Origin of the sequence: Streptomyces sp. NPDC006384, assembly GCF_042870695.1 — a bacterium.
Taxonomy (GTDB): Bacteria; Actinomycetota; Actinomycetes; order Streptomycetales; family Streptomycetaceae; genus Streptomyces.
In genome coordinates this window covers 48,146-74,721 of sequence record NZ_JBIAHR010000020.1, presented here as the reverse complement: position 1 = coordinate 74,721, position 26,576 = coordinate 48,146, and the positions used below count along the sequence as shown (strand labels likewise).

General features: G+C 69.8%; 27 protein-coding genes and 1 riboswitch. Of the genes, 14 read left to right on the top strand and 13 right to left on the bottom strand.

The window, feature by feature from the left end; translation table 11 throughout:
- The first annotated feature begins 59 nt into the window (after positions 1-59).
- The 3 genes from ACFYOJ_RS25390 to rplI all read left to right on the top strand — a co-directional run bounded on the left by ACFYOJ_RS25390 (position 60) and on the right by rplI (position 1,425).
- Positions 60-641: a single-stranded DNA-binding protein gene (locus tag ACFYOJ_RS25390; RefSeq protein WP_356554197.1), complete on the top strand. Its 582-nt coding sequence runs from the start codon at positions 60-62 to the stop codon at positions 639-641.
- 82 nt (positions 642-723) lie between these two features.
- The gene (rpsR, locus tag ACFYOJ_RS25385; protein ID WP_003949403.1) at positions 724-960 is read left to right on the top strand and encodes a 30S ribosomal protein S18; all 237 of its coding nucleotides are present in this window, start codon (positions 724-726) and stop codon (positions 958-960) included.
- Positions 961-978: 18 nt separating this feature from the next.
- Positions 979-1,425 (top strand): 50S ribosomal protein L9, encoded by a 447-nt coding sequence (rplI, locus tag ACFYOJ_RS25380; RefSeq protein ID WP_356554195.1) that lies wholly within the window; start codon positions 979-981, stop codon positions 1,423-1,425.
- A 114-nt stretch (positions 1,426-1,539) separates the two neighbouring features.
- On the opposite strand, the gene ACFYOJ_RS25375 is transcribed toward rplI, so the two are convergent.
- The gene (locus ACFYOJ_RS25375) at positions 1,540-2,877 is read right to left on the bottom strand and encodes an MATE family efflux transporter (protein WP_356554194.1); all 1,338 of its coding nucleotides are present in this window, start codon (positions 2,875-2,877) and stop codon (positions 1,540-1,542) included.
- Between the two features lie 458 nt (positions 2,878-3,335).
- On the opposite strand from ACFYOJ_RS25375, the gene dnaB reads away from it, so the two are divergent.
- Positions 3,336-4,817 carry a replicative DNA helicase gene (dnaB, locus tag ACFYOJ_RS25370; protein WP_356554193.1) on the top strand — a complete coding sequence of 494 codons (1,482 nt, stop codon included), beginning with the start codon at positions 3,336-3,338 and terminating at the stop codon, positions 4,815-4,817.
- Between the two features lie 99 nt (positions 4,818-4,916).
- On the opposite strand, the gene ACFYOJ_RS25365 is transcribed toward dnaB, so the two are convergent.
- The gene (locus ACFYOJ_RS25365) at positions 4,917-5,369 is read right to left on the bottom strand and encodes a GNAT family N-acetyltransferase (protein ID WP_356554192.1); all 453 of its coding nucleotides are present in this window, start codon (positions 5,367-5,369) and stop codon (positions 4,917-4,919) included.
- A 54-nt stretch (positions 5,370-5,423) separates the two neighbouring features.
- On the bottom strand, positions 5,424-5,888 hold the full coding sequence (locus tag ACFYOJ_RS25360) for a MarR family transcriptional regulator (protein WP_356554190.1): 465 nt from the start codon (positions 5,886-5,888) through the stop codon (positions 5,424-5,426).
- A gap of 137 nt (positions 5,889-6,025) precedes the next feature.
- Between ACFYOJ_RS25360 and ACFYOJ_RS25355 the strand changes: the two genes are divergently transcribed.
- Both ACFYOJ_RS25355 and ACFYOJ_RS25350 read left to right on the top strand, forming a co-directional pair.
- Positions 6,026-7,234 (top strand): MFS transporter, encoded by a 1,209-nt coding sequence (locus tag ACFYOJ_RS25355; RefSeq protein ID WP_356554189.1) that lies wholly within the window; start codon positions 6,026-6,028, stop codon positions 7,232-7,234.
- 154 nt (positions 7,235-7,388) lie between these two features.
- Positions 7,389-7,811 (top strand): heme-binding protein, encoded by a 423-nt coding sequence (locus tag ACFYOJ_RS25350; RefSeq protein ID WP_356554187.1) that lies wholly within the window; start codon positions 7,389-7,391, stop codon positions 7,809-7,811.
- A 76-nt stretch (positions 7,812-7,887) separates the two neighbouring features.
- Here the strand turns inward: ACFYOJ_RS25350 and ACFYOJ_RS25345 are convergent, their stop codons facing one another.
- The 6 genes from ACFYOJ_RS25345 to ACFYOJ_RS25320 all read right to left on the bottom strand — a co-directional run bounded on the left by ACFYOJ_RS25345 (position 7,888) and on the right by ACFYOJ_RS25320 (position 12,627).
- A complete protein-coding gene (locus ACFYOJ_RS25345; protein ID WP_356554185.1) occupies positions 7,888-8,754 on the bottom strand; it encodes a GNAT family N-acetyltransferase in 867 nt (288 codons plus the stop codon).
- A 148-nt stretch (positions 8,755-8,902) separates the two neighbouring features.
- Positions 8,903-9,385 (bottom strand): NUDIX hydrolase, encoded by a 483-nt coding sequence (locus ACFYOJ_RS25340; protein ID WP_356554183.1) that lies wholly within the window; start codon positions 9,383-9,385, stop codon positions 8,903-8,905.
- A 57-nt stretch (positions 9,386-9,442) separates the two neighbouring features.
- Positions 9,443-10,348 (bottom strand): LysR family transcriptional regulator, encoded by a 906-nt coding sequence (locus ACFYOJ_RS25335; protein WP_356554181.1) that lies wholly within the window; start codon positions 10,346-10,348, stop codon positions 9,443-9,445.
- Between the two features lie 229 nt (positions 10,349-10,577).
- Complete coding sequence (locus ACFYOJ_RS25330; protein WP_356554179.1) at positions 10,578-11,753, bottom strand: cystathionine gamma-lyase; 1,176 nt, start codon at positions 11,751-11,753, stop codon at positions 10,578-10,580.
- Entirely contained in the window at positions 11,750-12,244 is a 495-nt protein-coding gene (locus tag ACFYOJ_RS25325; RefSeq protein WP_356554177.1) for a low molecular weight protein-tyrosine-phosphatase, read from the bottom strand. Before ACFYOJ_RS25325 ends, ACFYOJ_RS25330 begins: the two co-directional genes overlap by 4 nt.
- On the bottom strand, positions 12,241-12,627 hold the full coding sequence (locus tag ACFYOJ_RS25320) for a phage holin family protein (protein ID WP_356554175.1): 387 nt from the start codon (positions 12,625-12,627) through the stop codon (positions 12,241-12,243). The genes ACFYOJ_RS25325 and ACFYOJ_RS25320 overlap by 4 nt, the downstream gene beginning before the upstream one ends.
- Positions 12,628-12,686: 59 nt before the next feature.
- Between ACFYOJ_RS25320 and ACFYOJ_RS25315 the strand changes: the two genes are divergently transcribed.
- The 4 genes from ACFYOJ_RS25315 to ACFYOJ_RS25300 all read left to right on the top strand — a co-directional run bounded on the left by ACFYOJ_RS25315 (position 12,687) and on the right by ACFYOJ_RS25300 (position 14,983).
- Entirely contained in the window at positions 12,687-13,004 is a 318-nt protein-coding gene (locus tag ACFYOJ_RS25315; RefSeq protein WP_356198997.1) for a cupin domain-containing protein, read from the top strand.
- A gap of 175 nt (positions 13,005-13,179) precedes the next feature.
- Entirely contained in the window at positions 13,180-13,392 is a 213-nt protein-coding gene (locus ACFYOJ_RS25310) for a DUF5326 family protein (RefSeq protein ID WP_356554173.1), read from the top strand.
- Between the two features lie 328 nt (positions 13,393-13,720).
- Positions 13,721-14,446, top strand: coding sequence for a helix-turn-helix domain-containing protein (locus ACFYOJ_RS25305; protein WP_356554316.1), 726 nt, complete (start codon positions 13,721-13,723; stop codon positions 14,444-14,446).
- 99 nt (positions 14,447-14,545) lie between these two features.
- On the top strand, positions 14,546-14,983 hold the full coding sequence (locus tag ACFYOJ_RS25300; RefSeq protein ID WP_356554171.1) for an SsgA family sporulation/cell division regulator: 438 nt from the start codon (positions 14,546-14,548) through the stop codon (positions 14,981-14,983).
- Positions 14,984-15,119: 136 nt separating this feature from the next.
- Here the strand turns inward: ACFYOJ_RS25300 and ACFYOJ_RS25295 are convergent, their stop codons facing one another.
- A complete protein-coding gene (locus ACFYOJ_RS25295) occupies positions 15,120-16,667 on the bottom strand; it encodes a YibE/F family protein (protein ID WP_356554169.1) in 1,548 nt (515 codons plus the stop codon).
- A 71-nt stretch (positions 16,668-16,738) separates the two neighbouring features.
- Positions 16,739-16,928, top strand: a riboswitch (TPP riboswitch).
- Here ACFYOJ_RS25295 and thiC point away from each other — a divergent pair.
- Positions 16,921-18,741 (top strand): phosphomethylpyrimidine synthase ThiC, encoded by a 1,821-nt coding sequence (thiC, locus tag ACFYOJ_RS25290; RefSeq protein WP_356554167.1) that lies wholly within the window; start codon positions 16,921-16,923, stop codon positions 18,739-18,741. (Overlaps the previous riboswitch by 8 nt.)
- Positions 18,742-18,813: 72 nt before the next feature.
- Here the strand turns inward: thiC and ACFYOJ_RS25285 are convergent, their stop codons facing one another.
- From ACFYOJ_RS25285 to ACFYOJ_RS25275, 3 genes are all read right to left on the bottom strand, one after another.
- Entirely contained in the window at positions 18,814-19,674 is an 861-nt protein-coding gene (locus ACFYOJ_RS25285; RefSeq protein WP_356554165.1) for a hypothetical protein, read from the bottom strand.
- Between the two features lie 182 nt (positions 19,675-19,856).
- Positions 19,857-20,957 carry a metallophosphoesterase gene (locus tag ACFYOJ_RS25280; protein ID WP_356554164.1) on the bottom strand — a complete coding sequence of 367 codons (1,101 nt, stop codon included), beginning with the start codon at positions 20,955-20,957 and terminating at the stop codon, positions 19,857-19,859.
- Positions 20,958-21,216: 259 nt separating this feature from the next.
- On the bottom strand, positions 21,217-22,329 hold the full coding sequence (locus ACFYOJ_RS25275; protein WP_356554163.1) for a LacI family DNA-binding transcriptional regulator: 1,113 nt from the start codon (positions 22,327-22,329) through the stop codon (positions 21,217-21,219).
- Between the two features lie 411 nt (positions 22,330-22,740).
- On the opposite strand from ACFYOJ_RS25275, the gene hisC reads away from it, so the two are divergent.
- From hisC to cydB, 3 genes are all read left to right on the top strand, one after another.
- Positions 22,741-23,820, top strand: coding sequence for a histidinol-phosphate transaminase (gene hisC / locus ACFYOJ_RS25270; RefSeq protein WP_356554161.1), 1,080 nt, complete (start codon positions 22,741-22,743; stop codon positions 23,818-23,820).
- A 225-nt stretch (positions 23,821-24,045) separates the two neighbouring features.
- Positions 24,046-25,551 (top strand): cytochrome ubiquinol oxidase subunit I, encoded by a 1,506-nt coding sequence (locus ACFYOJ_RS25265; protein WP_356554160.1) that lies wholly within the window; start codon positions 24,046-24,048, stop codon positions 25,549-25,551.
- A gap of 20 nt (positions 25,552-25,571) precedes the next feature.
- The gene (gene cydB, locus ACFYOJ_RS25260) at positions 25,572-26,576 is read left to right on the top strand and encodes a cytochrome d ubiquinol oxidase subunit II (protein WP_356554158.1); all 1,005 of its coding nucleotides are present in this window, start codon (positions 25,572-25,574) and stop codon (positions 26,574-26,576) included.

The following is a 26,576-nucleotide window of genomic DNA, read 5'->3' as shown; positions in this document are numbered from 1 at the left end:
TCCCGGGATTCGAGTAGCAGCACAAGCAGCCAGCAGCAAACCCGCCGAGAGGTTCCCCCATGGCAGGCGAGACCGTCATCACGGTCGTCGGCAATCTTGTCGACGACCCCGAGCTGCGCTTCACCCCGTCCGGTGCGGCCGTCGCGAAGTTCCGTGTCGCGTCGACCCCCCGCACCTTCGACCGCCAGACGAACGAGTGGAAGGACGGCGAGAGCCTGTTCCTGACCTGCTCGGTCTGGCGCCAGGCGGCGGAGAACGTCGCCGAGTCGCTCCAGCGAGGCATGCGCGTGATCGTGCAGGGCCGGCTGAAGCAGCGGTCCTACGAGGACCGTGAGGGCGTCAAGCGCACGGTCTACGAGCTGGACGTCGACGAGGTCGGCGCCAGCCTCCGCAATGCCACGGCCAAGGTCACGAAGACCTCGGGTCAGGGCCGCGGTGGCCAGGGCGGTTACGGCGGCGGTGGCGGCCAGGCCGGCGGTGGCTGGGGCGGCGGCCCCGGCGGCGGCCAGCAGGGCGGCGGAGCTCCGGCCGACGACCCGTGGGCCACGGGCGCTCCCGCCGGTGGCCAGCAGGCCGGCGGCGGTGGCTGGGGCGGTGGCTCCGGCGGCGGTGGCGGCTACTCGGACGAGCCCCCCTTCTAGGCCGCAAGCCGGGCCGAGAGGCCTGGCCCGGCCGAAGGACGGGGCCGTACCCCACACTTCTTGATCACACAGGAGAATCACCATGGCGAAGCCGCCTGTGCGCAAGCCGAAGAAGAAGGTCTGCGCATTCTGCAAGGACAAGGTCACGTACGTGGACTACAAGGACACGAACATGCTGCGGAAGTTCATTTCCGACCGCGGCAAGATCCGTGCCCGCCGCGTGACCGGCAACTGCACGCAGCACCAGCGTGACGTCGCCACGGCAGTCAAGAACAGCCGTGAGATGGCGCTGCTGCCCTACACGTCCACCGCGCGATAAGGGAAGGGTGACCGACTCATGAAGATCATCCTCACCCACGAGGTCTCCGGCCTCGGTGCCGCGGGCGACGTCGTCGACGTCAAGGACGGTTACGCTCGCAACTACCTGATCCCGCGGAAGTTCGCTATCCGCTGGACCAAGGGTGGCGAGAAGGACGTCGAGCAGATCCGTCGCGCTCGCAAGATCCACGAGATCCAGACCATCGAGCAGGCCAACCAGGTCAAGGCCCAGCTCGAAGGTGTGAAGGTCCGCCTGGCCGTCCGCTCCGGCGACGCCGGTCGTCTCTTCGGTTCCGTCACCCCGGCCGACGTCGCCTCGGCGATCAAGGCTGCCGGTGGCCCCGAGGTCGACAAGCGCCGCATCGAGCTGGGCTCGCCGATCAAGACCCTGGGCGCCCACGAGACGTCCGTGCGTCTGCACCCCGAGGTTGCCGCCAAGGTCAACATCGAGGTTGTTTCCGCCTGAGCCTGGCTCTCGCCGAAGCGATGACAACGGGGCCGCACTTCCGACCGGGAGTGCGGCCCCGTTGTCATGCCGGGTGCCAGACGCCGGGCGTCGGACGGGTTTCACGTGAAACGGTCAGCGCTTCGCACCTGTGACGATCCACCGGCCCGACCGCGTACGCCACCACAGGGTCAGCAGTCGCATCGTCATCATCAGCGTCATGGCCGCCCACAGGGCGGTGAGTCCGCCGCCGAGTGACGGGACGAGCAGGGCGGCGGGGGTGAAGACCGCCAGGGTGAGCAGCATCGCCCAGGCAAGGTACGGGCCGTCTCCCGCCCCCATCAGAACCCCGTCCAGGACGAACACCACACCGCAGACCGGCTGGGAGAGGGCCACGATCACCAGAGCGGGCAGCGCGGCGTCCTTGACAGCGGAGTCGCCGGTGAACAGGGGAAGGAATGCGGGCCGCGTCACCACCACCAACAGGCCCAGCAGGACTCCGACGGCGATGCCCCACTCGACCATCCTGCGGCACGCTTCGCGGGCACCCCGCGTGTCCCCGGCCCCCAGACAGCGTCCGATGATCGCCTGCCCGGCGATGGCGATGGCGTCCAGCGCGAAGGCGAGCAGACTCCACAGGGACAGGATGATCTGGTGAGCCGCGACGTCGGCGTCCCCGAGGCGGGCTGCCACCGCCGTGGCGATCATGAGGATCGCCCGCAAGGAGAGGGTGCGAACGAGCAACGGCACCCCTGCCTGCGCGGAAGCCCTGATGCCGGCGGCGTCCGGGCGGAGGGAGGCTCCGTGCCTGCGGGCCCCGCGGACGACCACTCCGAGATAGACCGCGGCCATGCCGAACTGCGCGATCACCGTGCCCCAGGCGGAGCCTGCGATACCCAGACCGGCTCCGTAGACCAGCACCACGTTGAGAACGGCGTTGGTGACGAATCCGGCGATGGCCACGTAGAGCGGGGTCCGGGTGTCCTGAAGCCCTCGCAGGACTCCGGTGGAGGCGAGCACGGCGAGCATGGCCGGAATGCCGAGCGCGGATACCCGCAGATAGGTGACGGCGTACGGCGCGGCGGAGTCGGAGGCACCGAAGAGCTCCACCAGTGACGGAGCCGTCGGCAGGACGACGGCTACGACGGCGGCTCCGAGCAGCAATGCCAGCCAGACGCCGTCCATGCCCTGCCGGATGGCGGACTGCAGATCGCCTGCCCCGACGCGTCGGGCGACGGCCGCCGTGGTGGCGTAGGCGAGGAAGACGAAGATGCTCACCGCTGTGGTCAGCAGGGCCGAGGCGATGCCGAGACCGGCGAGTTGCGCTGTGCCGAGGTGGCCGACGATGGCGCTGTCGGCCATGACGAACAGAGGCTCGGCGACGAGCGCGCCGAAGGCCGGGACGGCCAGCGCGAGGATCTCCCGATCGTGCCGACGTCGGACGGTGCGGGAGCGCGCGGGGGCCTGTGTCATGAGCACCAATCTAATGTCCACAGGTAAGTGATGCAAAGGCCGGGCAACCATTACTTCTCTTCTTGCTGGGTACACCCGTGCGCCTCCCTCGCCCTGATCTCGTCCTGCCTGGGGAAGTTTTTCTTCTGCACAGCCAGTGGATGGTAAAAGTGCAGGTCAGGTGGGTTGGTGTGCCAGTAGGGAGGGCTTGTTCACAGGGCTTTCCACCGGCTCGTGCACAGCTTTCGCGGGGTTGTCCACAGTATCTGGCCAGTCGTCCACACCCCCTGTGGATAACTGAATTGGCTGACGGTGCCGACAGACCTACGGTGGTCCGGCGCCCGCTCCGTCCGCCGCCCTGTGAACCCTCACAGAAGTGACGCGTCTGAAGCGGAGTCGGGTGTCCTATTTGTCAGTGCCGTGCCGTAGAAATGGGTGCACGGCGAGGTCCGCGCGGCGGACGTGAGGAGGTGGCTCGGGTGAGCATTTCCGAGCCCTTGGACGACCCGTGGGCCGACAGCGGGCCCAGCGATCGTCTGCCCGCTTCCCGCCGTCGTGGTGACAGCACCCAGGGCCGTGGCGACCAGCACGAGCGGGGCCGGGAGAACAGCACGTGGGACGGCGCGGGGCCGTCCGCCTTCGAGCGGGTACCGCCTCAGGACCTGGAGGCCGAGCAGTCCGTTCTCGGCGGCATGCTCCTGTCCAAGGACGCCATCGCGGACGTCGTCGAGATCCTCAAGGGCCACGACTTCTACAAGCCGGCCCACGAGACGATCTACCAGGCGATCCTCGACATCTACGCCAAGGGAGAACCGGCCGACCCGATCACGATCGCCGCCGAGCTCACGAAGCGCGGTGAGATCAACAAGGTCGGCGGTGCCTCCTACCTCCACACCCTCGTCCAGACCGTCCCGACGGCCGCGAACGCGGCCTACTACGCGGAGATCGTGCACGAGCGGGCCGTCCTGCGCCGCCTCGTGGAGGCCGGCACCCGGATCACGCAGATGGGATACGCGGCGGACGACGACGTGGACGAGATCGTCAACCGGGCCCAGGCCGAGATCTACGCCGTCACCGAGCAGCGGACCAGCGAGGACTACCTTCCGCTCGGCGACATCATGGAGGGCGCGCTCGACGAGATCGAGGCGATCGGCTCGCGCAGCGGCGAGATGACCGGCGTGCCCACGGGCTTCACCGACTTCGACTCCCTCACCAATGGGCTGCACCCCGGCCAGATGATCGTCATCGCCGCGCGTCCCGCCATGGGCAAGTCGACGCTCGCACTGGACTTCGCGCGGGCCGCGTCGATCAAGAACAATCTGCCGAGCGTGATCTTCTCGCTCGAGATGGGGCGCAACGAGATCGCGATGCGTCTGCTGTCCGCCGAGGCCCGGGTCGCACTGCACCACATGAGGTCCGGCACCATGACGGACGACGACTGGACGCGACTGGCCCGCCGGATGCCGGACGTCTCGGCCGCCCCCCTGTACATCGACGACTCGCCGAACCTGTCGATGATGGAGATCCGGGCCAAGTGCCGCCGTCTGAAGCAGCGCAACGATCTCAAGCTGGTCGTCATCGACTACCTCCAGCTGATGCAGTCCGGCGGTTCCAAGCGCGCCGAGAGCCGTCAGCAGGAGGTCTCGGACATGTCCCGTAACCTCAAGCTCCTGGCCAAGGAGCTGGAGATCCCTGTCATCGCGCTCTCCCAGCTGAACCGTGGACCCGAGCAGCGCACCGACAAGAAGCCGATGGTCTCCGACCTGCGTGAGTCGGGTTCCATCGAGCAGGACGCCGACATGGTGATCCTGCTGCACCGCGAGGATGCCTACGAGAAGGAGTCGCCTCGCGCGGGCGAGGCCGACCTGATCGTGGCCAAGCACCGAAACGGGCCGACGGCGACCATCACGGTCGCCTTCCAGGGGCACTACTCACGGTTCGTCGACATGGCGCAGACCTGAGGCGGCGGGCCGCGGCGGGGTGCCGGCCGGGCGTCTCAGGCCGCCGAGGTGCTCCGTTGTTCCACGTGGAACAACGGAGCGTCCTGTGGGTGCGTGGTGTCAGAGCTGGAGCTTGAAACCCACGTGGGAAGCCGAGAAGCCGAGACGCTCGTAGAAGCGGTGGGCTTCGGTGCGGGTGTTGTCCGAGGTGAGCTGGACCAACCGGCATCCCAGACGGCGTGACTCGGCGACGGCCCATTCGATGAGCCGGGTGCCCAGGCCGCTGCCGCGCTCGTCGGCGTGGATGCGGACGCCTTCGATGACGGACCGCGTCGCCCCGCGCCGGGAGAGTCCGGGAACGACCGTCAGCTGAAGCGTGCCGACGACACGGTCCTCGCGGACGACGACGACCAGGTGCTGGTTCGGGTCGTTCCGGATGTCTTCGAAGGCGGACATGTAGGGGCTCATGTCCTCCAATGACTCGCGCTGTGCGCCCAGCGGGTCGTCGGCCAGCATCGCGACGACGGCGGGTATGTCGGCAACGGTGGCCGGGCGTATCTCAAGATCTTCCATGGCACGCACCCTACGCAGCCGGGAGCGGTGCGCATGGGGTCCGCACCGGCTCGGTCATGCCGGGACCGGTGCCTTGAGCGTCTCCACGGCCCGTACCAGCGGGGCCAGTTCGGGATTCCGGGCCGCCTCGTCGAGAGCCTCGCGCAGGGCCGCGTCATTGGTGGGGCGCGCTTCGTCCAGCAACTTCAGGCCGGCGGCCGTGACGTTGGTGTAGATGCCGCGCCGGTCCGTGGGGCACAGGTAACGCTCGAGCAGCCCGCGGTCCTCGAGACGGGTGACCAGGCGGGTGGTGGCGCTCTGGCTCAGGACGACGGCATCGGCGACCTGCTTCATCTGCAGGTGGCCGCCCTCACCGTCGTGCTGCCGGCTGAGCACGTCCAGCAGGGAGTACTCGCGCACGCTCAGGTCGTGCCCGGACTGCAGGGCGCGCTCGATGTGGGCCTCGATCCTTCCGTGCAGAAGGGAGAGGGCGCACCAGCCCTGGGAGAGGGCGGTGAGCGCGGGGTCCGTCGCTGTCATGTGGTTCCTCCGTCCCGGAGCGGCTGTCCCCAGGGTAGACCAGTGCCGCGATTGTCAGCGGTTGCATATAACCCGCGTGTGCAACTATTGTCAGTGACGGAAAAGCGCTCCTGCAATCGTCTGGGAAGGTTCACCCCATGCCTCTCGCGCTTCTGGCCCTCGCGATCGGGGCCTTCGGAATCGGGACGACCGAGTTCGTGATCATGGGCTTGCTGCCCGAGGTCGCGGGAGACTACGGGGTCTCCATCCCCACGGCCGGCTACCTCGTGACCGGCTACGCGCTCGGCGTGATGTTCGGCGCCCCGCTGATGACCGTGCTCGGCACCAGGGTCCCGCGCAAGCGGATGCTGATGCTGCTGATGGGCCTCTTCATCGCCGGCAACCTGCTCTCCGCCCTGGCCCCCGCGTTCTCCGTCATGCTGATCGGACGTGTGGTCGCGTCCCTCGCCCACGGCGCCTTCTTCGGCATCGGCTCGGTCGTCGCGGCCGATCTGGTCGCCCCGCACAAGAAGGCCGGGGCGATCGCGATGATGTTCACCGGTCTCACCGTCGCGAACGTCGTGGGCGTTCCGCTGGGCACGCTGGTCGGGCAGTCGGTCGGCTGGCGTGTCACCTTCGCCCTGGTCGCCGCGCTCGGTGTCGTCGGACTGGCAGGTGTCGCCAAGCTGGTCCCCGACATGCCCAAGCCGGAGGGCGTGCGGCTGCGGCACGAACTGGCCGCGTTCAAGAACGTCCAGGTGCTTCTCGCGATGGCGATGACCGTCCTCGGCTTCGGCGGCGTCTTCGCGGCCATCACCTACATCGCCCCGATGATGACGCACGTCGCGGGCTTCGCCGACGGCTCGGTCACCTGGCTGCTGGTCCTCTTCGGTCTCGGCATGGTCGGCGGGAACCTCGTCGGCGGCCGGTTCGCCGACCGCGCAGTGATGCCCATGCTGTACGTCTCTCTGGGCGCCCTGGCCGTGGTGCTCGCCCTGTTCACGCTCACCGCGCACAACAAGATCGCGGCGTCCGTGACGATCGTCCTGATCGGCGCCCTGGGCTTCGCCACCGTCCCGCCCCTGCAGAAGCGCGTCCTGGACCACGCGCACGGCGCCCCGACGCTGGCCTCTGCCGTGAACATCGGCGCCTTCAACCTGGGCAACGCGCTGTCCGCCTGGCTCGGCGGCATCGTCATCGCCGCGGGCCTCGGTTACACCGCGCCCAACTGGGTCGGCGCCGCTCTCGCCGCCGCGGCGCTGGTCCTCGCACTCCTCTCGGCCGCGCTCGAAAGGCGCGAGAGTACGCCGAGCACGGTCGTCGCGGGCTCCGCGCCCACCGAGCAGCGGACCGCCGTGTCCCACTGAGCCGTCGCCCCCGCCGCGCTCCGGGGCAACGACCCCGGAGCGCCGGCCCCCGGCAGTGAGTCACGAGGACGGGGACGGCCCCGCACACGCAGCCCCTCCCGCCTCGGCCACCCGAGGCACAGCACCATCAGTTGTCGCAGCAAGGAGAATTTCCATGAGCACCACCGCCGTCGCCCCCCTGTCCGTCCAGGACGCCGAAAAGCTCGTCACGGCAGCCCGCCTCGCCGCCGAGGCCGAGGGGGTAGCCGTCAGCGTCACCGTCCTCGACGCCGGCGGCCACCTGCTCGCCTTCCGACGGGACGACCGCGCCGTGCTGATCTCCGGCGAGACCAGCACCCGCAAGGCCTACACGGCGCTGCAACTGAACGCCCCCACCGCCGGCCTCGTGGACGCCGTGCAGCCCGGGGGCGTCTTCCACACCCTGCCCACCGCGCTCGACCGGCCGCTGCTGTTCATCGCGGGCGGGATCCCGGTGCACCGGGACGGCCGGCTCGTCGGCGCTGTCGGAGTCGGTGGCGGGGCGCCGGAGCAGGACCACGCCTTCGCAACCGCCGCCCTGGAGGCCCTTGCCGCCTGAGAACAGGCACGGCCCGTACGACGACGCCGGCCCCCGGGAGTCCCGGGGGCCGGCGTCGTCGTACGCCACGCAGGGGTCAGCCCGCGGCCACGGTCAGGGGTGCGAACCGCCGGGTCCGGTCCCCGGGCAGCTCCGTGATCCCGTACGTCATGACCGTGTTGGCGGCGAGCGGGGCGAGGCCATGCTCCTTCGCCCAGGTCAGCAACTCTTCGTGCCGGACGTCGATGTCGGTGCGCAGCGGCCGGTCGGTACGGGTGGCGAGCGAGGCGACGAGTGCCTTGGCCGTCTCGGTGTCGCGGGCGATCAACGGGCCCACGACATGGGTGTCCATGTTGGGCCAGGCGGCGGCGTACCCGATGAGACGGCCGTTCTCCTCGGCCACGCGCAGCTGGTCGGCGAAGGCGGGCAGCCGTGTGATGACGGGGGTGCGGTCGACGCCGAACACCTCCTCGTCGAGCCCGACGATCGCGGGGAGGTCCTCGGCGGTGGCCGCCCGTGTCGCGACCCGGGACTCGGCCCCGTCCGGGACGAACCGCCCGCGCACCATCTCCGCCCGGCCCGTGGCCTTGAAGCCGAGTGCTTCGTAGAGCGGCCGGCCGTGGGGTGTGGCGTGCAGGGTGAGGGGCGTGGTGCCCTGCGCCGCGACGACGTGACGCATCAGCCGGCGCCCGACACCCCGGCGGGCGTGCCGCTCGGCGACCAGCACCATGCCGATGGCCGCGAGGGAGGGCCGTTCGCGGGGGCCGTACGCGGTGACGGTGCAGGCGCCGACGAGGCCGCCGGCGGGGTCGTCGATGCCATACCCCGTGCCGGCCGTGAGGAGGAGACCCCACTTGTGCTCTTCACGCGGCCACCCCCGGTCCTCGGACAAGTCGGCGCAGGCGGTGAGGTCGCGCAGCGTCAGACGGCGGATCGGCAAAGAGGAGAGGGAGAGAGTCGACACGCAGGTCAGGCTGGCCGACAGGGGCCGCCCGCGTCCACCTCTTTGTGACAGGAGGCACGGTCTTTCGGACAGTGCCGCGGTGGGGCACACGGACAGCGGGCCCTGACGGGCGGTCGTATCGCCACCGTCGTTCCCGCCGCGGTGGGCGTCAACCGAGGTCGGGGGCGTGCAGTGCGAGAACGCCCTCGATGTTGCCGTCGAGGTAGTGCCGCAACGACAGGGGGACGAGATGGACGGAGGCGATGCCGACCCGGGTGAACGGCACCCGGACGATCTCGTACTCGCCGGCGGGCTCGTCGACCTCGGGGCCGTGCCGCAGGGCCGGGTCCATCGACTCCAGACGGCAGACGAAGAAGTGCTGCACCTTCACGCCGGTGGCGCCGTCCTCCTCGCCGATGTGCTCCATGGTGTCCACGAAGCACGGAACCACGTCGGTGATCTTGGCGCCCAGCTCCTCGTGCACCTCGCGGTGCAGGGCGTCGACCACGGTCGTGTCATCGGGCTCGACCCCGCCTCCGGGGGTGACCCAGTAGGGATCGACACCGGGCTTGGTGCGCTTGATCAGGATCAGGTCGTCGCCGTCCAGGAGGACGGCGCGGGCAGTGCGCTTGACCACGGGGCGGACGGTCATGGGGGAAATGTGGCCCGGCTGGTTCCACGTGAAACATCGCCGCCCGACCGCGCGGCCTCAGTTCCAGTCCCCCGCCGCGTGCAGGAGCCACTCATGGGCCCTGGCGATGTGCGGCATCGCCAGGGCGCCGGTGCGGACCACCAGGAAGTACGTCCGCAGCGGCGGCACCGCCGGCTCGTGCAGGGCGACGACGTCCCCGCGTGCCAGGGCATCGGCGCACAGGTAGCGCGGCAGTACGGCGAGCCCGGCGCCCGCGACCGCGCACGCGAGCACGGCGCGCAGGTCGGGAACGACGACGGTGCCCGGGACGGTCGGGCAGGTGTCGAACACGGAAGCCCAGTACCGGGTGACGAAAGGCAGGGACTCGTGCACCTCGACCACGGGCACATGTGCCAGGTCGGGCGCCGGAGAGCGCAGGGATGTGCCCGCGCCGGTCTGCGCGGCCCAGCGGGGCGCGGCCACGAGGACGTGCTCTTCGTCGCAGAGCGGAGTCGCCGTGAGCAGGGCGCCACGCGGCCGGGCGGTGCCCATGGCCAGGTCATGATGCCCGGCGGCCAGTCCTTCGAGGACCTCCTCGGCGTTGCCGAAGGTGGCGCGCAGCGCGAATCCCTGTCCGTCCTTGCCGGTGAGCTCCGTGAGCGCGGGCAGCGCCCGCTCGGCGGTGAACTCGGGCGGTCCCGCCAGATGCAGCGTCCGTACCGAGGAGTCCTCGTCCATCCCGGTCTCGGCGATCTCCACCAGGGCATCGAGGTGCGGGGCGGCCTTGTGGGCGAGTTCGTCGCCGATGGTCGTCGGCGTCACCCCGCGGGCCTGCCGCAGGAACAGGGGACGGCCGAGCTGCCGTTCGAGGGTACGGATCTGGGAGGTGACGGCCGGCTGGGAGAGGCCGAGCAGTGCTGCGGCACGGGTGAAGGAGCCGGCCCGGTGCACGGTCACGAAGGTGCGCAGCAAGGCCAGATCCACGGAAGGCCTCCCCTCTCCGCCGTTTCCCACGCCTCCGGCCGCGCCCAACTATAAATATGTCGATAGGTCGCTGTCGTCAGGGTGATTGGACACTGACGCCCGGTCAACTAGCCTTGGTGCCGCGGTTCTTCGCGCGCAGAGCCGGAAGGGCGGTCCGAGCCACGAGGGGGGAGGTTCGGACCGCCCTTCGCCGTACGGGCGGAAGTCACCCCGTACGGGGCGGCGGAGCTCAGCGGGCGGACTGATCCAGCGCACGCAGCAGATCCGCGATCAGGTCCGCGGGGTCCTCCGCACCGACCGAGAGGCGGACGAAGCCCTCCGGCACCGCGTCACCGCCCCAGCGTCCGCGCCGCTCGGCCGTGGACCGCACCCCGCCGAAGCTCGTCGCGTCGTCCACGAGCCGCAGGGCGTCGAGAAAGCGGTCGGCACGCGCGCGGGTGGGCAGCGTGAAGGAGACGACGCACCCGTAGCGCCGCATCTGCCGCGAGGCCACCTCGTGTGCGGGGTCGTCGGGCAGGCCCGGGTAGCGCAGCCCGGTCACCTCGGGCCGTTCCCGGAGGGCCTCGGCGACCTTCAGCGCGGTGGCGTTCTGCCGTTCGGCCCGCAACTGGAGGGTCGCGAGGGAACGGTGCGCGAGCCAGGCCTCCATGGGGCCGGGAATCGCGCCGACGATCTTCCGCCACCGGCGCACGGCGGCCATGGCCTCGGCGTCGCGGCCCGTGACGTATCCCAGAAGGATGTCGCCGTGGCCGGTCAGCTGCTTGGTCCCGCTGGCCACGGAGAAGTCGGCGCCCAGTTCCAGCGGCCGCTGCCCGAGCGGAGTGGCGAGCGTGTTGTCGACGGCCACCAGGGCTCCACGCGCGTGTGCCGCTTCGACGAGCCGCCGCACGTCGCACACGTCGAGCCCCGGATTGGAGGGCGTCTCGATCCACAGCAGCTTCGCCCCGTCCAGGGCCCCGAGCTGGGCGTCCCCGGCGGTCGGCGCGGTGCGCACCTCGATCCCGTACGTATCCAGCTGGGCACGCACCAGCGGCAGCGCCTGATAGCCGTCGTCGGGCAGCACGGCCACGTCCCCGGCGCGCAGCTGGGAGAAGAGCACCGAGGAGATCGCGGCCATGCCCGAGGCGAAGACGAGCGTCTCCGCTTCGCTCCGCCCGGGTGCCTCCAGCTCACCGATGGCACGCTCGAGGTGGGTCCACGTCGGGTTCTCGTCACGGCCGTAGGTGTACGGGCCGGTGGGATCACCGGGAAGATGGAAGTGCGCGGCGAACACGGGGCCGGGCAGGGTCGGCTCGTGCTTGACCGGCTCGGGCAGTCCGGCGCGCACCGCGCGCGTACCGTCGCCGATGCCGTCGGGGGCGTCCGCGCCCGGTGTGCCCCCGCCGTCGACAGCGGAATCGTTCATGCCGCCCGTACCTCCAAGTCCTCGCGCACGGCGGCGAGCAGTCCGGCGCTCGCCGCCTCCACCCTCTCAAGGCATTCCTCGAAACCGTCCACGCCTCCGTAATAGGGGTCCGGCACGTCGGGGTCCCCGCCGTCGGCAGCGGGGTCGTACGACCGCAGCAGTCGCACCCTGGCCGCGTCCCGGTCCGTGGGCGCGAGGCGCCGCAGGGCCCTGAGGTGGCTCCGGTCGAGGGCGACGACGAGGTCGAGTCGCGCGAACCAGGCCGGCCGGAAGCGGCGGGCCGTGTGGTCGAGGACGTATCCGTTCCTCCCGAGCACGGCCACCGTGCGGGGGTCGGCGTCCTCGCCCTCGTGCCGGCCGTCGGTGCCGGCGCTGCAGGCCTCGACGACGGCCGCGAGCCCGGCCTCCGCCACGCGCGCGCGGAAGACGGCCTCGGCCATCGGGGAGCGGCAGATGTTGCCCGTGCACACGAAACAGACGCGGTAGGTCATCGGCCTCGGTCCTGGTCGGGCAGGAAGGCGTTGAGGGCCCAGGAGACGACCGAGACGATCAGTCCGCCCAGGACGGCCGTCCAGAATCCCTCGACGTGGAAACTCAGGTCGGCCTTGTCGGCCAGCCATGAGGTGAGCAACAGCATCAGCGCGTTGACCACCAGTGTGAACAGGCCGAGCGTGAGGATGAACAGCGGGAACGTCAGCACCTGCACGATCGGCTTGACCAGCATGTTCACCAAGCCGAACACCAGGGCGACGACGATCAGCGTCGCGGCCTTCTCGCCGGTGCTGCCCCCGGACAGGGTGATCCTGTCGAGCAGCCAGACGGCGACCGCGAGGGCGCCTGCGTTGGCGACCGTCTTGACTAGGAAATTCTTCATGTGTCTGATCGTGGCAGACACGATCGGCAACGAACGGTGAGGCAGGGGCGGACAAGGCGATGAAGGCATTCCGGCTGGACGAACTGGAGGCGGAGCGCGCCGCCAACGACGGTGCCTATCTGCAGTTCCTGCGTGAGCGGAACATGTCGGTCGGTCTGTACGCCCTCGACGCGGGCACGGCGGATCCGCAGAAGCCGCACGAGCAGGACGAGGTGTACTTCGTGGTCAGCGGCCGGGCCTCGATCACCGTGGGCATGGAGACCACCGAGGTCGCCCGCGGCAGCGTGGTGTACGTGCCGGCCGGAGTCGCCCACAAGTTCCACCACATCAGCGAGGACCTGAGGGTGCTCGTCGTGTTCTCTCCGCCCGAGAGCTGACTGTCGTCCTCCGGGTTCCCTAGGGGATCGGTCAGGGGGAGACAAGGGATGCCGGGTCCCTGCCGGGGCCCTCGCGGTCCTAGCATCGGGTGCAGGACATCAGGAGACTTCCGGTCCGGCTCCCGGTCCTTCGGGGACCGGGGCCCGGACGGACGGAAAGACAAGGACGAGGGCGATGCGAGAGATCTTCACGGGAATGCCGTGGTGGGTGAAGTGGATCGCGGTGCCCGCCATCGCTCTGGTCGTGTTCGGCGGGCTGATCGCCAGCGTGGTCGGCTTCGTGATCGGACTGCTCTTCAAGGTGCTGGTGTTCGTGGCGCTCGTCGGCGGACTGATCTACGTCGTGCGCAAGTTCATGACGAGCTCGTCGTCGCGCAGCGACTGGTGAGATCGGTGGGGTACCGGTGGTGGTAACAGGAACCACCGGTTCCCTCGCGCGAGGGAAGTTTCCCGGACGGGCAGTCGGCGAGTGGTGACCGGCGGTTAGAGTCCGGAATTCCACGCGGGGGCGACCCCGCGAGTGGCGTACACCCCACCCGTGTTCCCCCCGCACGGGCTGCCCCCTCGCGTTCCGGGAGTGCTCCTTGGCCACGGCTGACACCACGTTCGTACCGCTGCACACCTTGCCCGTGCAGCCCCGTTCGGCACCCAGGACCCCGCCCGTACCCGGCGAACCGCCGGCCGCGGGACCGCCCGCGGCGACCCTCATCGGCTCGGTGCAGCGAGCGATGCGCCTTCTGGAATGCGTCGCGGAACACGAGCACGGAGCCCCCGCCAAGCAACTGGCCCGCGAGACGCGGCTGGCGCTGCCCACGGCCTACCACCTCCTGCGCACCCTCGTGCACGAGGGATACCTGCGCCGTGAGAGAGGCCTGTTCTTCCTCGGCGAGGCGGCCGAAAGGCTGAGCAGCAGCGGAGCCGAGAAGAAACGTCGCACCACGGTCGTCGACACGCTGGCGCGCTGGCGCGACGCGATCGGCGCGCCCGTGTATTACGCCATGTACCGCGAGGGCGAGATCGATCTGGTGTGCGTCTCCGACAGTCCGAGCACTCCGGCCGTGGAGGCGAGGGCGGATCTCCGCGAGACCGGGCACGCGCACGCCATCGGGCAGTGCCTCCTGGCCCAGCTGGACGAGGCCGCTCGCCGCGACCACCTCGGCCGCTACCCGGTACGGCCGGTGACCCCGTACACCGTGCGGGACGGCGACAGCCTGATGAGGCGGCTGGAGCGTACGCGCCGGATGGAACCGGTGACCGAACACCAGGAGTACGCCGTGGGGACGGTGTGTGCGGCGATTCCGGTCACCGTGGGCGCGACGGCCGCTACGGTGGCCTTCTCCCTGCCTGCCCATCAGGCCGACCGGCTGCTTCCCACGGCGCGGCGGCTGCAGGCCGAGATGGGGCGTCTCCTGGGGTCGTTCGCGCTCTCTATCAGTATCTGAAAACTCACTCCTTGTGATCTGGTGTGTACGTTGAGCAAGATGCCACCAGTGTTAGAGGTTTGATTCCCGGACAGTCGACGGCGAATGACGGGGTAGGCGATGGGCGAGTCCGTACAGGCAGAGGTCATGATGAGCTTTCTCGTGTCCGAGGAGCTCTCCTTCCGCATTCCGGTGGAGTTGCGCTACCAGACCTGTGATCCCTATGCGGTGCGGCTGACGTTCCATCTGCCGGGAGACGCCCCGGTCACCTGGGCATTCGGCCGGGAGCTGCTCGTCGACGGGGTGGGCATGCCGTGTGGTGACGGTGACGTGCGCATCGCTCCCGTCGAGCCCGAGCCGCTGGCCGAAGTGCTGATCCGTCTGCAGGTCGGCAGCGACCAGGCGCTGTTCCGTTCCTCGGCGGCGCCCCTCGTGGCGTTCCTCGACCGGACCGACAAGCTGGTGCCGCTGGGGCAGGAAGGCGCGCTCGCCGACTTCGACGCCCATCTCGACGAGGCACTGGACCGCATTCTGGCGGAGGAACAGAGCGCGGGCTGACCCGCCGGGCGGCCCTGTGCTGCCGGGCAGCGCTGTGGCAGCGACACCGGCTTGTGCAGGAACGGTTCTTCGCGGTGTCGGCCACCTGCGGCACCCGGGCCCGCCCGTACCGGCCAGCACTTGCGACGAGTACCGGTCAGCGCTTGCGACGACGGCCCCGTCCTCCGCGCGCGGGAGCCGGCCCGCTCCCCGGCGCCGCCGCGGAGTTCCGCGCCACCGGCCGGTCGGCCGAGACCACCAGCGCCGCGAGAGCCGTGGTGACCGGCACGGAGGCCACCAGACCGATCGAGCCCACCAGCGTGCGCACGATCTCCTCCGCGACCAGCTCGCTGTTCGCCACCGTTCCCACGCCGCTCTGCGCGATCGAGAAGAGCAGCAGCAGCGGCAGCGCGGCGCCCGCATAGGCGAGGACGAGCGTGTTGACGACCGAGGCGATGTGGTCGCGCCCGATGCGGATGCCGGCCCGGTACAGGCCGCGCCAGCCCATCGTCGGGTTGGCCTCGTGCAACTCCCACACCGCGGAGGTCTGGGTCACCGTCACGTCGTCGAGGACGCCGAGCGAACCGATGATGACCCCGGCGAGCAACAGACCGCTCATGTCGATCGACGGGTACAGGCCGTGGATCAGACCGGTGTTGTCGTCGGTGTTGCCGGTGAGCGCCGCCCAGCCGATGAACAGTGAGCCGAGGACACCGATCAGCAGCAGCGAGACCAGGGTGCCGAGCACCGCCACCGACGTCCGCGCCGACAGACCATGGCACAGATACAGAGCGATCAGCATGATCGCGCTCGAGCCGATCACCGCTACGAGCAGGGGGTTGGAGCCCTGCAGGACGGCGGGCAGGATGAAGAAGTTGAGCAGGAGGAAGCTGATGGCCAGTGAGACCAGGGCCATGAGACCCCGCAGCCGTCCGACGGCCACGACGGCGAGCGCGAAGATGCCGGCGAGCAGACCCAGGGGCAGCCGGCGGTTGATGTCGGCCACCGAGTACTGCAGGTCCTCGGGAGCGGAGGGCTCGTAGGCGACCACGACCTTCTGGCCCTCGTGCAACTGCCGTGTCTGGTCCGGCTGCACGATCTCCTCGAACGTGCGGCCCTTGTCCTTGCCGGTGTCGACGCGGATCGTCGCCCGCTTGCAGTCACCGTTCGCCTGCTGCACGGCGGAGGAGCCCTCGGCGGTGGAGGTGTCGCCGGTCGGAGGAACGCCCGAGGCGTTGACGGACTTGCAGCTCAGCCTCACCACCTCGGTGACCGTCGCCTGCTGCGTCTGCCGGTCGAAACCGACCCCGGTCCGTTCGTGCGGGGGTGCGCCGCCCGGCCAGAGCACGGCGAGCCCGACGACCACCGCCGCGGCGAACGGGATGAGGACGGCCGCGATCACCTTCCGCAGATGCTGGGACACGGGTGTCGCGGGCCCGTGGCCGTGGCCGTGCGAATGCGCGTGCCCGCCACCGCCGCCGTGTCCGCCACCGCCACCGTGCCCTCTGTGCCCACCGTTTCCGCCGGGGCCGAGCCCGGGGCCGTGTCCGTCGGCAGGGCTGTACGCGTGATCCGTTTCCTGTCTTTCCTCCGCTCCGTGTGCGCCGCCGGGGCCCTGGGCGCGCACCCGGCCGTCGCCTGTCGCGGCGCCCGGGCCACGAGGGGGTTCGTGCGGTGGGTAGGGAGGATGCTGGGTCGTGGTCACCGCCCGATCATCGCAAGAACGTGAGGGGCCCTCTGTTCACCGCGCCCGAATTGACGCTAGCGTGGAGGCACCTTTGTACACGCGGGAGCTCGGAGCACCGGGCTGAGAGGGCGCTGACCTCCGTCCCAGCGATGTTTCACGGGAAACATCACCACAGCAGGGTGATCTTTCCCACGAAGCGTCGGCGGACGGAAACCGCTGCGTCGACCGCCGAACCTGTTACCGGGTAATGCCGGCGTAGGGAGTAGGTCTCATGACCATCGAGGACGCACGCATGTCTGCCTCCACGCAGGACGCCGCCGAGGCGGAAACCGCGGAAACCGCGGAGGCCGGGAAGTCCATCGGCTGGCACAAGGCGTACGTCGAGGGATCGCGCCCCGGCCTGCGGGTGCCGGTCCGTCAGGTGCATCTCACCAACGGGAAGTCGGTCACCCTCTACGACACGTCGGGCCCGTACACGGACCCGCTCGTCGAGACCGACGTCCGCAGGGGACTGCCGCCGCTGCGGGAGAACTGGATCATCGCCCGCGGCGACACGGAGGAGTACGCGGGCCGGCCCGTCCGCCCCGAGGACGACGGCATCAAGCACACCTCTCCGCGCGGCGGACTGCGCAATCTGGACGCGGTCTTCCCCGGGCGCCCGCGCCAGCCGCGCCGGAGCCGGAGCGGCGCGGCGGTGACACAGCTCGCGTACGCGCGCCGGGGCGAGATCACGCCCGAGATGGAGTACGTGGCCATCCGGGAGAACGTCGCGCCGGAGGTGGTCCGCGAGGAGATCGCCGCGGGGCGGGCCGTCCTGCCCGCCAACGTCAACCATCCGGAGACCGAGCCGATGATCATCGGCAAGCGGTTCCTGGTGAAGGTCAACGCCAACATCGGCAACTCGGCCGTGACGTCCTCCATCGAGGAGGAGGTCGAGAAGATGACCTGGGCGACCCGCTGGGGCGCCGACACGGTCATGGACCTGTCCACCGGCCGCAACATCCACACCACCCGCGAGTGGGTGCTGCGCAACTCCCCCGTCCCCATCGGCACCGTGCCGCTCTACCAGGCCCTGGAGAAGGTCGACGGCAAGGCCGAGGAACTGACCTGGGAGATCTACAAGGACACGGTCATCGAGCAGGCCGAGCAGGGCGTGGACTACATGACGGTCCACGCCGGCGTGCGCCTGGCCCATGTGCCGCTGACCGCGAACCGCAAGACCGGCATCGTCTCGCGCGGCGGATCGATCATGGCGGCGTGGTGCCTGGCGCACCACAAGGAGTCGTTCCTCTACGAGAACTTCGAGGAGCTCTGCGAGATCCTCGCCGCCTACGACGTCACGTACTCCCTCGGAGACGGTCTGCGGCCGGGGTCGATCGCGGACGCCAACGACGAGGCGCAGTTCGCCGAGTTGCGCACGCTCGGAGAACTGAACCGGATCGCCAGGCGTTTCGATGTGCAGACCATGATCGAGGGCCCGGGCCATGTCCCGATGCACAAGATCAAGGAGAACATCGACCTTCAGCAGGAGATCTGCGACGAAGCCCCGTTCTATACGCTCGGCCCGCTGACGACGGACGTCGCCCCGGCGTACGACCACATCACCTCCGGCATCGGAGCCGCGATGATCGCTTGGTGGGGTACGGCGATGCTCTGCTACGTCACGCCCAAGGAGCACCTGGGCCTGCCCAACCGCGACGACGTGAAGACCGGCGTCATCACCTACAAGATCGCCGCGCACGCCGCCGATCTCGCCAAGGGACATCCGGGGGCGCAGGAGTGGGACGACGCCTTGTCGGACGCCCGTTTCGAGTTCCGGTGGGAGGACCAGTTCAACCTGGCCCTCGACCCGGACACGGCCCGGGAGTTCCATGACGAGACGCTGCCGGCCGAGCCCGCCAAGACGGCCCACTTCTGCTCGATGTGCGGGCCGAAGTTCTGCTCGATGAAGATCAGCCAGGACATCAACGAGCGGTTCGGCGGCGCGGCGGCCGAGGGAGCGACACCCGAGGAGATCGCCGAGGGGATGCTCCAGAAGTCGCGGGAGTTCGCCGAGAGCGGCAACCGGGTGTATCTCCCGCTGGCCGACTGACCCTCGGCCCGGATGCCCGCCGCCGGCCGGGCGGGCATCCTCCGGGTCGTGGACGCCCGCCCGGTCCGCCGGCTATTCGGGCCGGTGCTCCGGGCCGCCGAAATCCGGGCTGCTGTAGTCCGGACGCGAGTAGCTCGGGCGCGCACCGGGCCGGCCGTCGTCGGGGCTCGTGAATCCCGGGCGGCCGTAGCCGAGGTGCGGCATCCGGCCGGCCGGGGCCGAGGGACCGGCCCGGCGCAGGCCGGCCGCCGCGTCCGGGTCGGCCAGCGCCTCCCGCAGAAAGGGCAGGACTCCGCGCTCGAGCAGGGCGTGGTGCCAGGCCTCCCTGGCCCGGACCACCTCGTCGTCGAGTTCGTCGTGACGGCCGGACTCGGCGGAGGGACGGTTGCGCAGCGCGGTGAGCAGCAACCCCACCGTGGCGACGAGGACGGCGACCGCGGCCAGACCGCCGAACAGCCAGCCCGTGGTGAGCATGGTCTGCGCGAAGCTCTGGCCGGGGTCGAGCATCCTCAGGACGTAGCCGACGAGGAGGAAGATCGCCGCGGCGGTGCCGGCCAGAACGGGGGTCAGGACGGCGGCGACGGCGACGGCACCCGCGCCCTCGGCGGCCTCCCCCATGGTGGCGGCGAGGCCCACCGCGCCCGTGCCCGAGTCGGCGGGGCCGGAATCACGGGCGGACGACGGGGCGGACGGTGCCGGGTGGCGCAGTTCCTCGCGGACCTTCACGTAGTGCTGGTACTCCGTCGTGGCCGCCGCCGTGATCAGCGCGGTGGCGTTGAGCGCCATGGTGCGCAGCTGTTCGGTGTTGAGCCGCTGCCCGACAGCGGCCAGCTCCGGGCGGTGCGGCGCGGAGCGCAGCGCCTCGTCGAGGATCCGTTCGTAGTCCTGGCGGTCCTCGTTCGACAGGTGCTGCGGAAGGCTGTTCATGTGCATCCCCCGATGCTCCGTAGGGCTTGGGGCTCGCATGCCAACGAGCCGTCGGGCAGAAACGGAGGGGAGCCTGCTACGGATAAGGCGATGGTAGAGCGGTGACGGCGTGCCGTGACAGGGGGTTTCCAGAAATTGGGTGCCGGTTCTGCGGGGAGGCCGGCGGGGAAGGACCGTCCCGCGAACGCTCAGGCGTCGAGCGGCAGTTGCTGGACCAGCAGCTTTCCGGCCATGGTCACACCACCGTCCATGGCGATGGCCAGCCCGTCCGCGTAGACGTGAGGTCCCTCGACCGCTGTACGGGTGTCGTCCTCGCCGTCCTCGGAACCCACCTCGCCCAGCAGATAGGGGATGGGGCTGTGCCCGTGGACGATCCGGGAGCCGCCGTACGTGTCCAGCAGCGAGCGCACGGCGTCGGCGCCGCCCTCGTCGCGGAAGGAGAAGCGCTTGGTGAGCTTGCGGAACAGGTCCCACACCTCTTCCGCGTCGTTGCGCGTGAGCGTCTCGCGGACGGTGTCGTTGACCTCCTCGATGGAACGGCCGTAGTCGAGGTAGGTGGTGGTGTCGGAGTGGACCAGGAGGTGGCCGTCGACCTCTTCGAGGGCGTCGAGGCGTGCCATCCACTGCAGGTGGTGGTCCTGCAGGCGGTCCATGTCGGTCTTCTGGCCGCCGTTCAGCAGCCAGGCTGCCTGGAAGGTGGCGGTGCCCGCGCCGGAGTTGATGGGGGTGTCGCCGAACCGCTTGGCGCCGAGCAGCAGCAGCTCGTGGTTGCCCATCAGGGCCTTGCAGTAGCCGCCGGCGGCGGCGGCTTCGGCGGACAGCCGCATGACCAGGTCGATGACGCCGATGCCGTCGGGGCCGCGGTCCGTGAAGTCGCCGAGGAACCACAGCCGGGACGTGCCCGCGCACCACTGGCCGGAGGAGTCGACGAGGCCCTTCTCCTGCAGTGCGGCCACCAGTTCGTCGAGGTAGCCGTGGACGTCCCCGACGACGAACAGCGGGCCCTGTCCCGTGACGGGCTGTGCCGCCGGAGCGGGGGCGGGGTCGACGGTCACCTGGACCGTGTCACCCCGACGGATGACGGGAAGATCACGCTGCGTGGGTGTGTAACCCTCCGGAGCGGACTCCTCGTACCCGTGCGGTGGCACGGAGCCGCCCGCGTACGTGCCGGGGGCGGCGTACGGAGCGGGCTCGTGGACGTACGCGGGTACCCGGAAGTCGCGCACCGTCGCCGTCCGCTCCACCTCGGGTCCCTGACCGGCCCCCTGAGTCATCGACCCCTCCACCATCGCGCCGCATCTGCACCGCTTCGGACTGCCTGGTCGCAGCGGCCCGCGGTGTGTGGGCCCATCATAGGAATGCGGATCGCGCTGTGTGATGACCCAGGGGTGGTGAATCGGAACAGGACTCCGGCTCACCGCTGCTTTCGCCCCGGTTGGACCGGGATTCGCCCATCTGCGGCATCGATGTGTTCTCTCCCTGCCGATTCCACGGCCCGGGCGGCTCCCGGCCACCGGGCCGTCGCCCCGGCCTCGGGGCGCTGGTGCGCTAGCCGCCCTCGGGCGACCGCGGCGGGCTGACCGTCGTACGGGGCGGGCGACGCTGCGACGACGTCCGCACGATCAGTTCTGTCGGTATCACCTGTTCGACCGGCTGGTCGGAGTCGAGCCCCTCGATGGCGTCGATGAGGAGCTGGATGACCGCCGTGCCGATGCGCCGGGGCTTCAGCGAGAGGGTGGTGATGGGCGGCTCGGTGCTGGCGTACACCGTGGACTCGCTGCAGCAGACCAGCAGCAGGTCCTCCGGGACGCGCAGACCGTAGCGCCGGGCGGCGGCGAGCAGATCGGTGCCGTTCGGGTCGAACAGGCCGTACACGGCGTCGGGCCGGTCGGGCCGGGCCAGCAGCCGGTCGGCGGCCACCGCGCCCGCGCACGGGTCGTGCGCCGGATACGCCTCGTAGACCGGGTCCTGCCCGACCCGCTCGCACCAGCGCAGGTACGCGGTGGTCGACAGGTGGGTGTACGTGTCGGTCGTGGTGCCGGTGAGCAGGCCGATCCGGCGTGCGCCGGCGTCGGCGAGGTGGTCGAGGATGCCGAGTACGGCGGCCTCGTGGTCGTTGTCGACCCAGGCGGTGACGGGAAGCGCGCCGGCCGGACGGCCGTCGGAGACGACGGGTAAGCCCTGGCGGACCAGTTCGCTGACGACCTGGTCCTGGTCGGACGGGTCGACGACGACCGTGCCGTCCAGGGCGACGTTGGACCACAGGTCGTGCCGGGAGGTCGCCGGGAGGATGACGAGGGCGTAGCCGCGGGCCAGCGCCGCCGAGGTGGCGGCGCGCGCCATCTCGGCGAAGTACGCGAACTCGGTGAAGGTGAAAGGTTCATCCCCGTACGTGGTCACGGTCAGGCCGATGAGTCCCGACTTGCCGGTACGGAGCGTGCGTGCGGCCGCCGACGGCCGGTAACCGAGCCGGTCGGCGACCTCGCGGACATGACGCCGGGTGGCATCCGGGAGACGGCCCTTGCCGTTGAGGGCGTCGGAGACGGTCGTGATGGATACGCCGGCGGCGGCGGCCACGTCCCTGATGCCCGCCCGGCCCGGCCGGCTGCCTCGACGTGAGGTTTCCGCGCGGCTCACCTGATGCTTCCCTGCTGCTGTCATGGCGAGCCGATAGTAGGGCTCATGCGGTGGGGTAGGGCGGACGCATATGCACACGTTGACAGGCACGTTTCTGCATGATCATAAGACGTCAATGGCCTTGGAAGCAAAGGAAGTTGACTGTCTGTTGCCCAGTACCTGGCGTATCGGTGAGTAAGCGCCTGGCGAGTGGTGGATGTTGCGAAGAGGTCTCAACTCACCTGCACGAGGGATGCGCGCCACGGCGTGAGCCACCGGCGCGTAGATATATGTGCAGCGCGCCCCCCGAGTCATGCGCCTTCGTCCGCCGTTGCCCCCGATGCGCCGGTGCCGGCTGTGGTTCCACCGCGTCCTGCCGGGCCTGTACGCAGGGACGCCGAATCCTCATAAGGTGAGAAGTATTCGATGTCGGCGGTGATCACGAGGAGGACTGCGGTGAGCGAGACGAGCCCCAGGCTGCGCCCCGAGCTGGAGGGTATTCCCACCTACAGGCCGGGCAGGCCCGCCGCGGCGGACGGCCCCGTGGCCTACAAGCTGTCCTCCAACGAGAACCCGTATCCGCCGCTGCCCGGGGTGATGGAGACGGTGACGGCCGCGGCCTCCTCCTTCAACCGGTACCCGGACATGGCGTGCACGGCCCTGATGAACGAGTTGTCGGAACGTTTCGGCGTCCCGCTCTCCCACCTGGCCACCGGTACCGGCTCGGTCGGGGTCGCCCAGCAGCTGGTCCAGGCGACCTCGGGCCCCGGGGACGAGGTGATCTACGCCTGGCGCTCCTTCGAGGCGTACCCGATCATCACGCAGATCAGCGGTGCGACGTCCGTGCAGGTGCCGCTGACACCGGACGACGTGCACGACCTGGACGCCATGGCCGAGGCGATCACCGGCCGGACCCGGCTGATCTTCGTCTGCAACCCGAACAACCCGACGGGCACGGTGGTGCGGCGGGCCGAGCTGGAGCGGTTCCTCGACCGGGTGCCGGGCGACGTGCTCGTCGTTCTCGACGAGGCCTACCGTGAGTTCATCCGCGACGCCGAGGTGCCCGACGGTGTCGAGCTCTACCGTGAGCGGCCCAACGTCTGCGTCCTGCGGACCTTCTCCAAGGCGTACGGCCTCGCCGGTCTGCGGGTCGGCTTCGCTATCGCCCATGAGCCGGTGGCGGCCGCGCTGCGCAAGACGGCGGTGCCCTTCGGGGTGAGCCAGATCGCACAGGAGGCGGCGATCGCCTCGCTGCGTGCCGAGGACGAGCTGATCGGCCGGGTCGGTTCGCTGGTCTGCGAGCGCACCCGGGTCGCCGAGGGCCTGCGGGAACAGGGCTGGACGGTGCCGGAGACCCAGGCCAATTTCGTGTGGCTGCGGCTGGGGGAGCGCACGGTCGCCTTCGCCGAGGCGTGCGAGCGGGCCGGCGTGGTCGTACGGCCGTTCCCGGGGGAGGGCGTGCGGGTGACCGTCGGGGAGAGCGAGGCGAACGACATCTTCCTGAAGGTGGCGGAGGAGTTCCGCAAGGAGGTCTGAGAGGCGGCAGGGCCGGTGGGCGTCCGGGCGGGAGCGGCGGGCGCCCACCGGCCTTCCCGTTGTCTGCGATGTCACAGGGGACCCCCTGTCCCGCGTCGAAAAGCTGTACGTCATAATTGCTTGTGAATGTGAACGCGTTCACAAGCGTGTCTGGTTGCTCCCGAGATAGGTGGCACATACACGCACAAACTGCCGGAACCGCGGCGATGCAAGGAGGCCGAGGACGTGGACATGGCTCTGGCGCCGGAGACACTGGCGCGATGGCAGTTCGGCATCACGACCGTCTACCACTTTCTCTTCGTGCCGCTGACGATCTCGCTGGCCGCGCTCACGGCCGGGCTGCAGACCGCCTGGGTCCGCACGGAGAAGGAGAAGTACCTCAGGGCGACCAAGTTCTGGGGCAAGCTCTTCCTGATCAACATCGCCATGGGCGTCGTCACCGGCATCGTGCAGGAGTTCCAGTTCGGCATGAACTGGTCCGACTACTCCCGCTTCGTCGGTGACGTCTTCGGCGCGCCGCTCGCCTTCGAGGCGCTGATCGCGTTCTTCTTCGAGTCGACCTTCATCGGCCTGTGGATCTTCGGCTGGGACAAGCTGCCCAAGAAGATCCACCTGGCCTGCATCTGGATGGTGTCGATCGGCACGCTGCTGTCGGCGTACTTCATCCTCGCCGCCAACTCCTGGATGCAGCACCCCGTCGGCTACCGCATCAACGAGGAGAAGGGCCGTGCCGAACTCACCGACTTCTGGCAGGTCCTGACCCAGAACACCACCCTCAACCAGGTCTTCCACAGCTTCTCCGCGGCCTTCCTCACCGGCGGGGCCTTCATGGTGGGCATCGCCGCCTTCCACCTGATGCGCAAGAAGCACGTCCCCGTGATGCGGACCTCGCTGCGGCTCGGCCTGGTCACCCTCGCGGTCGGCGGCCTGTTCACCGCCGTCAGCGGCGACACCCTCGGCAAGGTCATGTACGAGCAGCAGCCGATGAAGATGGCCGCCGCCGAGGCCCTGTGGGACGGCGAGGAGCCGGCGCCCTTCTCCGTCTTCGCCTACGGGGACGTCGACGAGGGGCACAACAAGGTCGCCCTGGAGATCCCCGGCCTGCTGTCCTTCCTCGCGCACAGCGACTTCGAGTCGTACGTGCCCGGCATCCACGACACCAACAAGGCCCTGCAGGAGAAGTTCGGCCCCGGCGACTACAAGCCCATCGTCCCCGTCGCCTACTGGGGCTTCCGCTGGATGATCGGCTTCGGCATGGCCTCCTTCTCCCTCGGCCTGCTGGGCCTGTGGCTGACCCGGAAGAAGTTCCTGCTGCCGCCCGCCCTGCGGACGGGGGAGGACGAGGTCCCGCACCTGGTGCTGCTCAAGAAGCCCCTCGGGACGCGGCTCACCCGGCTGTACTGGCTCCTGGCCCTGTGGACGATGGGCTTCCCGCTGATCGCCAACTCCTGGGGCTGGATCTTCACCGAGATGGGCCGCCAGCCCTGGGTCGTCTACGGCGTGATGCAGACCCGCGACGCGGTCTCCCCCGGCGTCTCCACGGCCGAGGTCGTCACCTCGATGACCGTCTTCACCCTGCTGTACGCCGTCCTGGCCGTCATCGAGGTCAGGCTGCTCGCCAAGTACGTCAAGGCGGGCCCGCCCGAGCTCACCGCGGCCGACCTCAACCCGCCCACGAAGATCGGCGGCGACGCCCGTGACGCCGACAAGCCGATGGCCTTCTCGTACTAGGCCGAGGGAGCTGCACAGTCATGGAACTGCACGACGTCTGGTTCGTCCTGATCGCCGTCCTGTGGACCGGCTACTTCTTCCTGGAGGGCTTCGACTTCGGGGTCGGCGTGCTCACCAGGCTGCTCGCCCGCGACCGGGCCGAGAAGCGGGTGCTGATCAACACCATCGGCCCCGTGTGGGACGGCAACGAGGTGTGGCTGCTCACGGCCGGCGGCGCCACCTTCGCGGCCTTCCCGGAGTGGTACGCCACGCTCTTCTCCGGCTTCTACCTCCCCCTGCTGGCCATCCTGGTCTGCCTGATCGTCCGGGGCGTCGCCTTCGAGTACCGGGTGAAGCGGCCCGAGGAGCGCTGGCAGCGCAACTGGGAGACCGCGATCTTCTGGACCTCGCTGATCCCGGCCTTCCTGTGGGGAGTCGCCTTCGGCAACATCGTCCGCGGGGTGAAGATCGACCGCGATCTGGAGTACGCCGGCACCGTCTGGGACCTGCTGAACCCGTACGCCCTCCTCGGCGGCCTCGTCACGCTGACCCTGTTCACCTTCCACGGGACGGTGTTCACGGCCCTCAAGACCGTGGGCGACATCCGCGAACGGGCGCGGAGGCTGGCCTCGCGCCTCGGTCTCCTCACCGCCGTCCTGGCCCTCGCCTTCCTGCTGTGGACGCAGGCCGACAACGGTGACGGCAAGAGCCTGGTCGCGCTGGTGGTGGCGGTCGCCGCCCTGGCCGCCGCCCTGGCGGCGAACCGGGCCGGGCGCGAGGGCTGGGCGTTCGCCCTGTCCGGGGTCACCATCGTGGCCGCCGTGGCGATGCTCTTCCTGACGCTCTTCCCGAACGTCATGCCCTCCACGCTCGACGCGGACTGGAGCCTCACCGTCACCAACGCCTCGTCCAGCCCGTACACCCTGAAGATCATGACGTGGCTGGCCGCGGTCGCCACGCCGGTCGTCCTGCTCTACCAGGGGTGGACGTACTGGGTGTTCCGCAAGCGGATCGGCACCCAGCACATCGCCGAGTCCGCACACTAG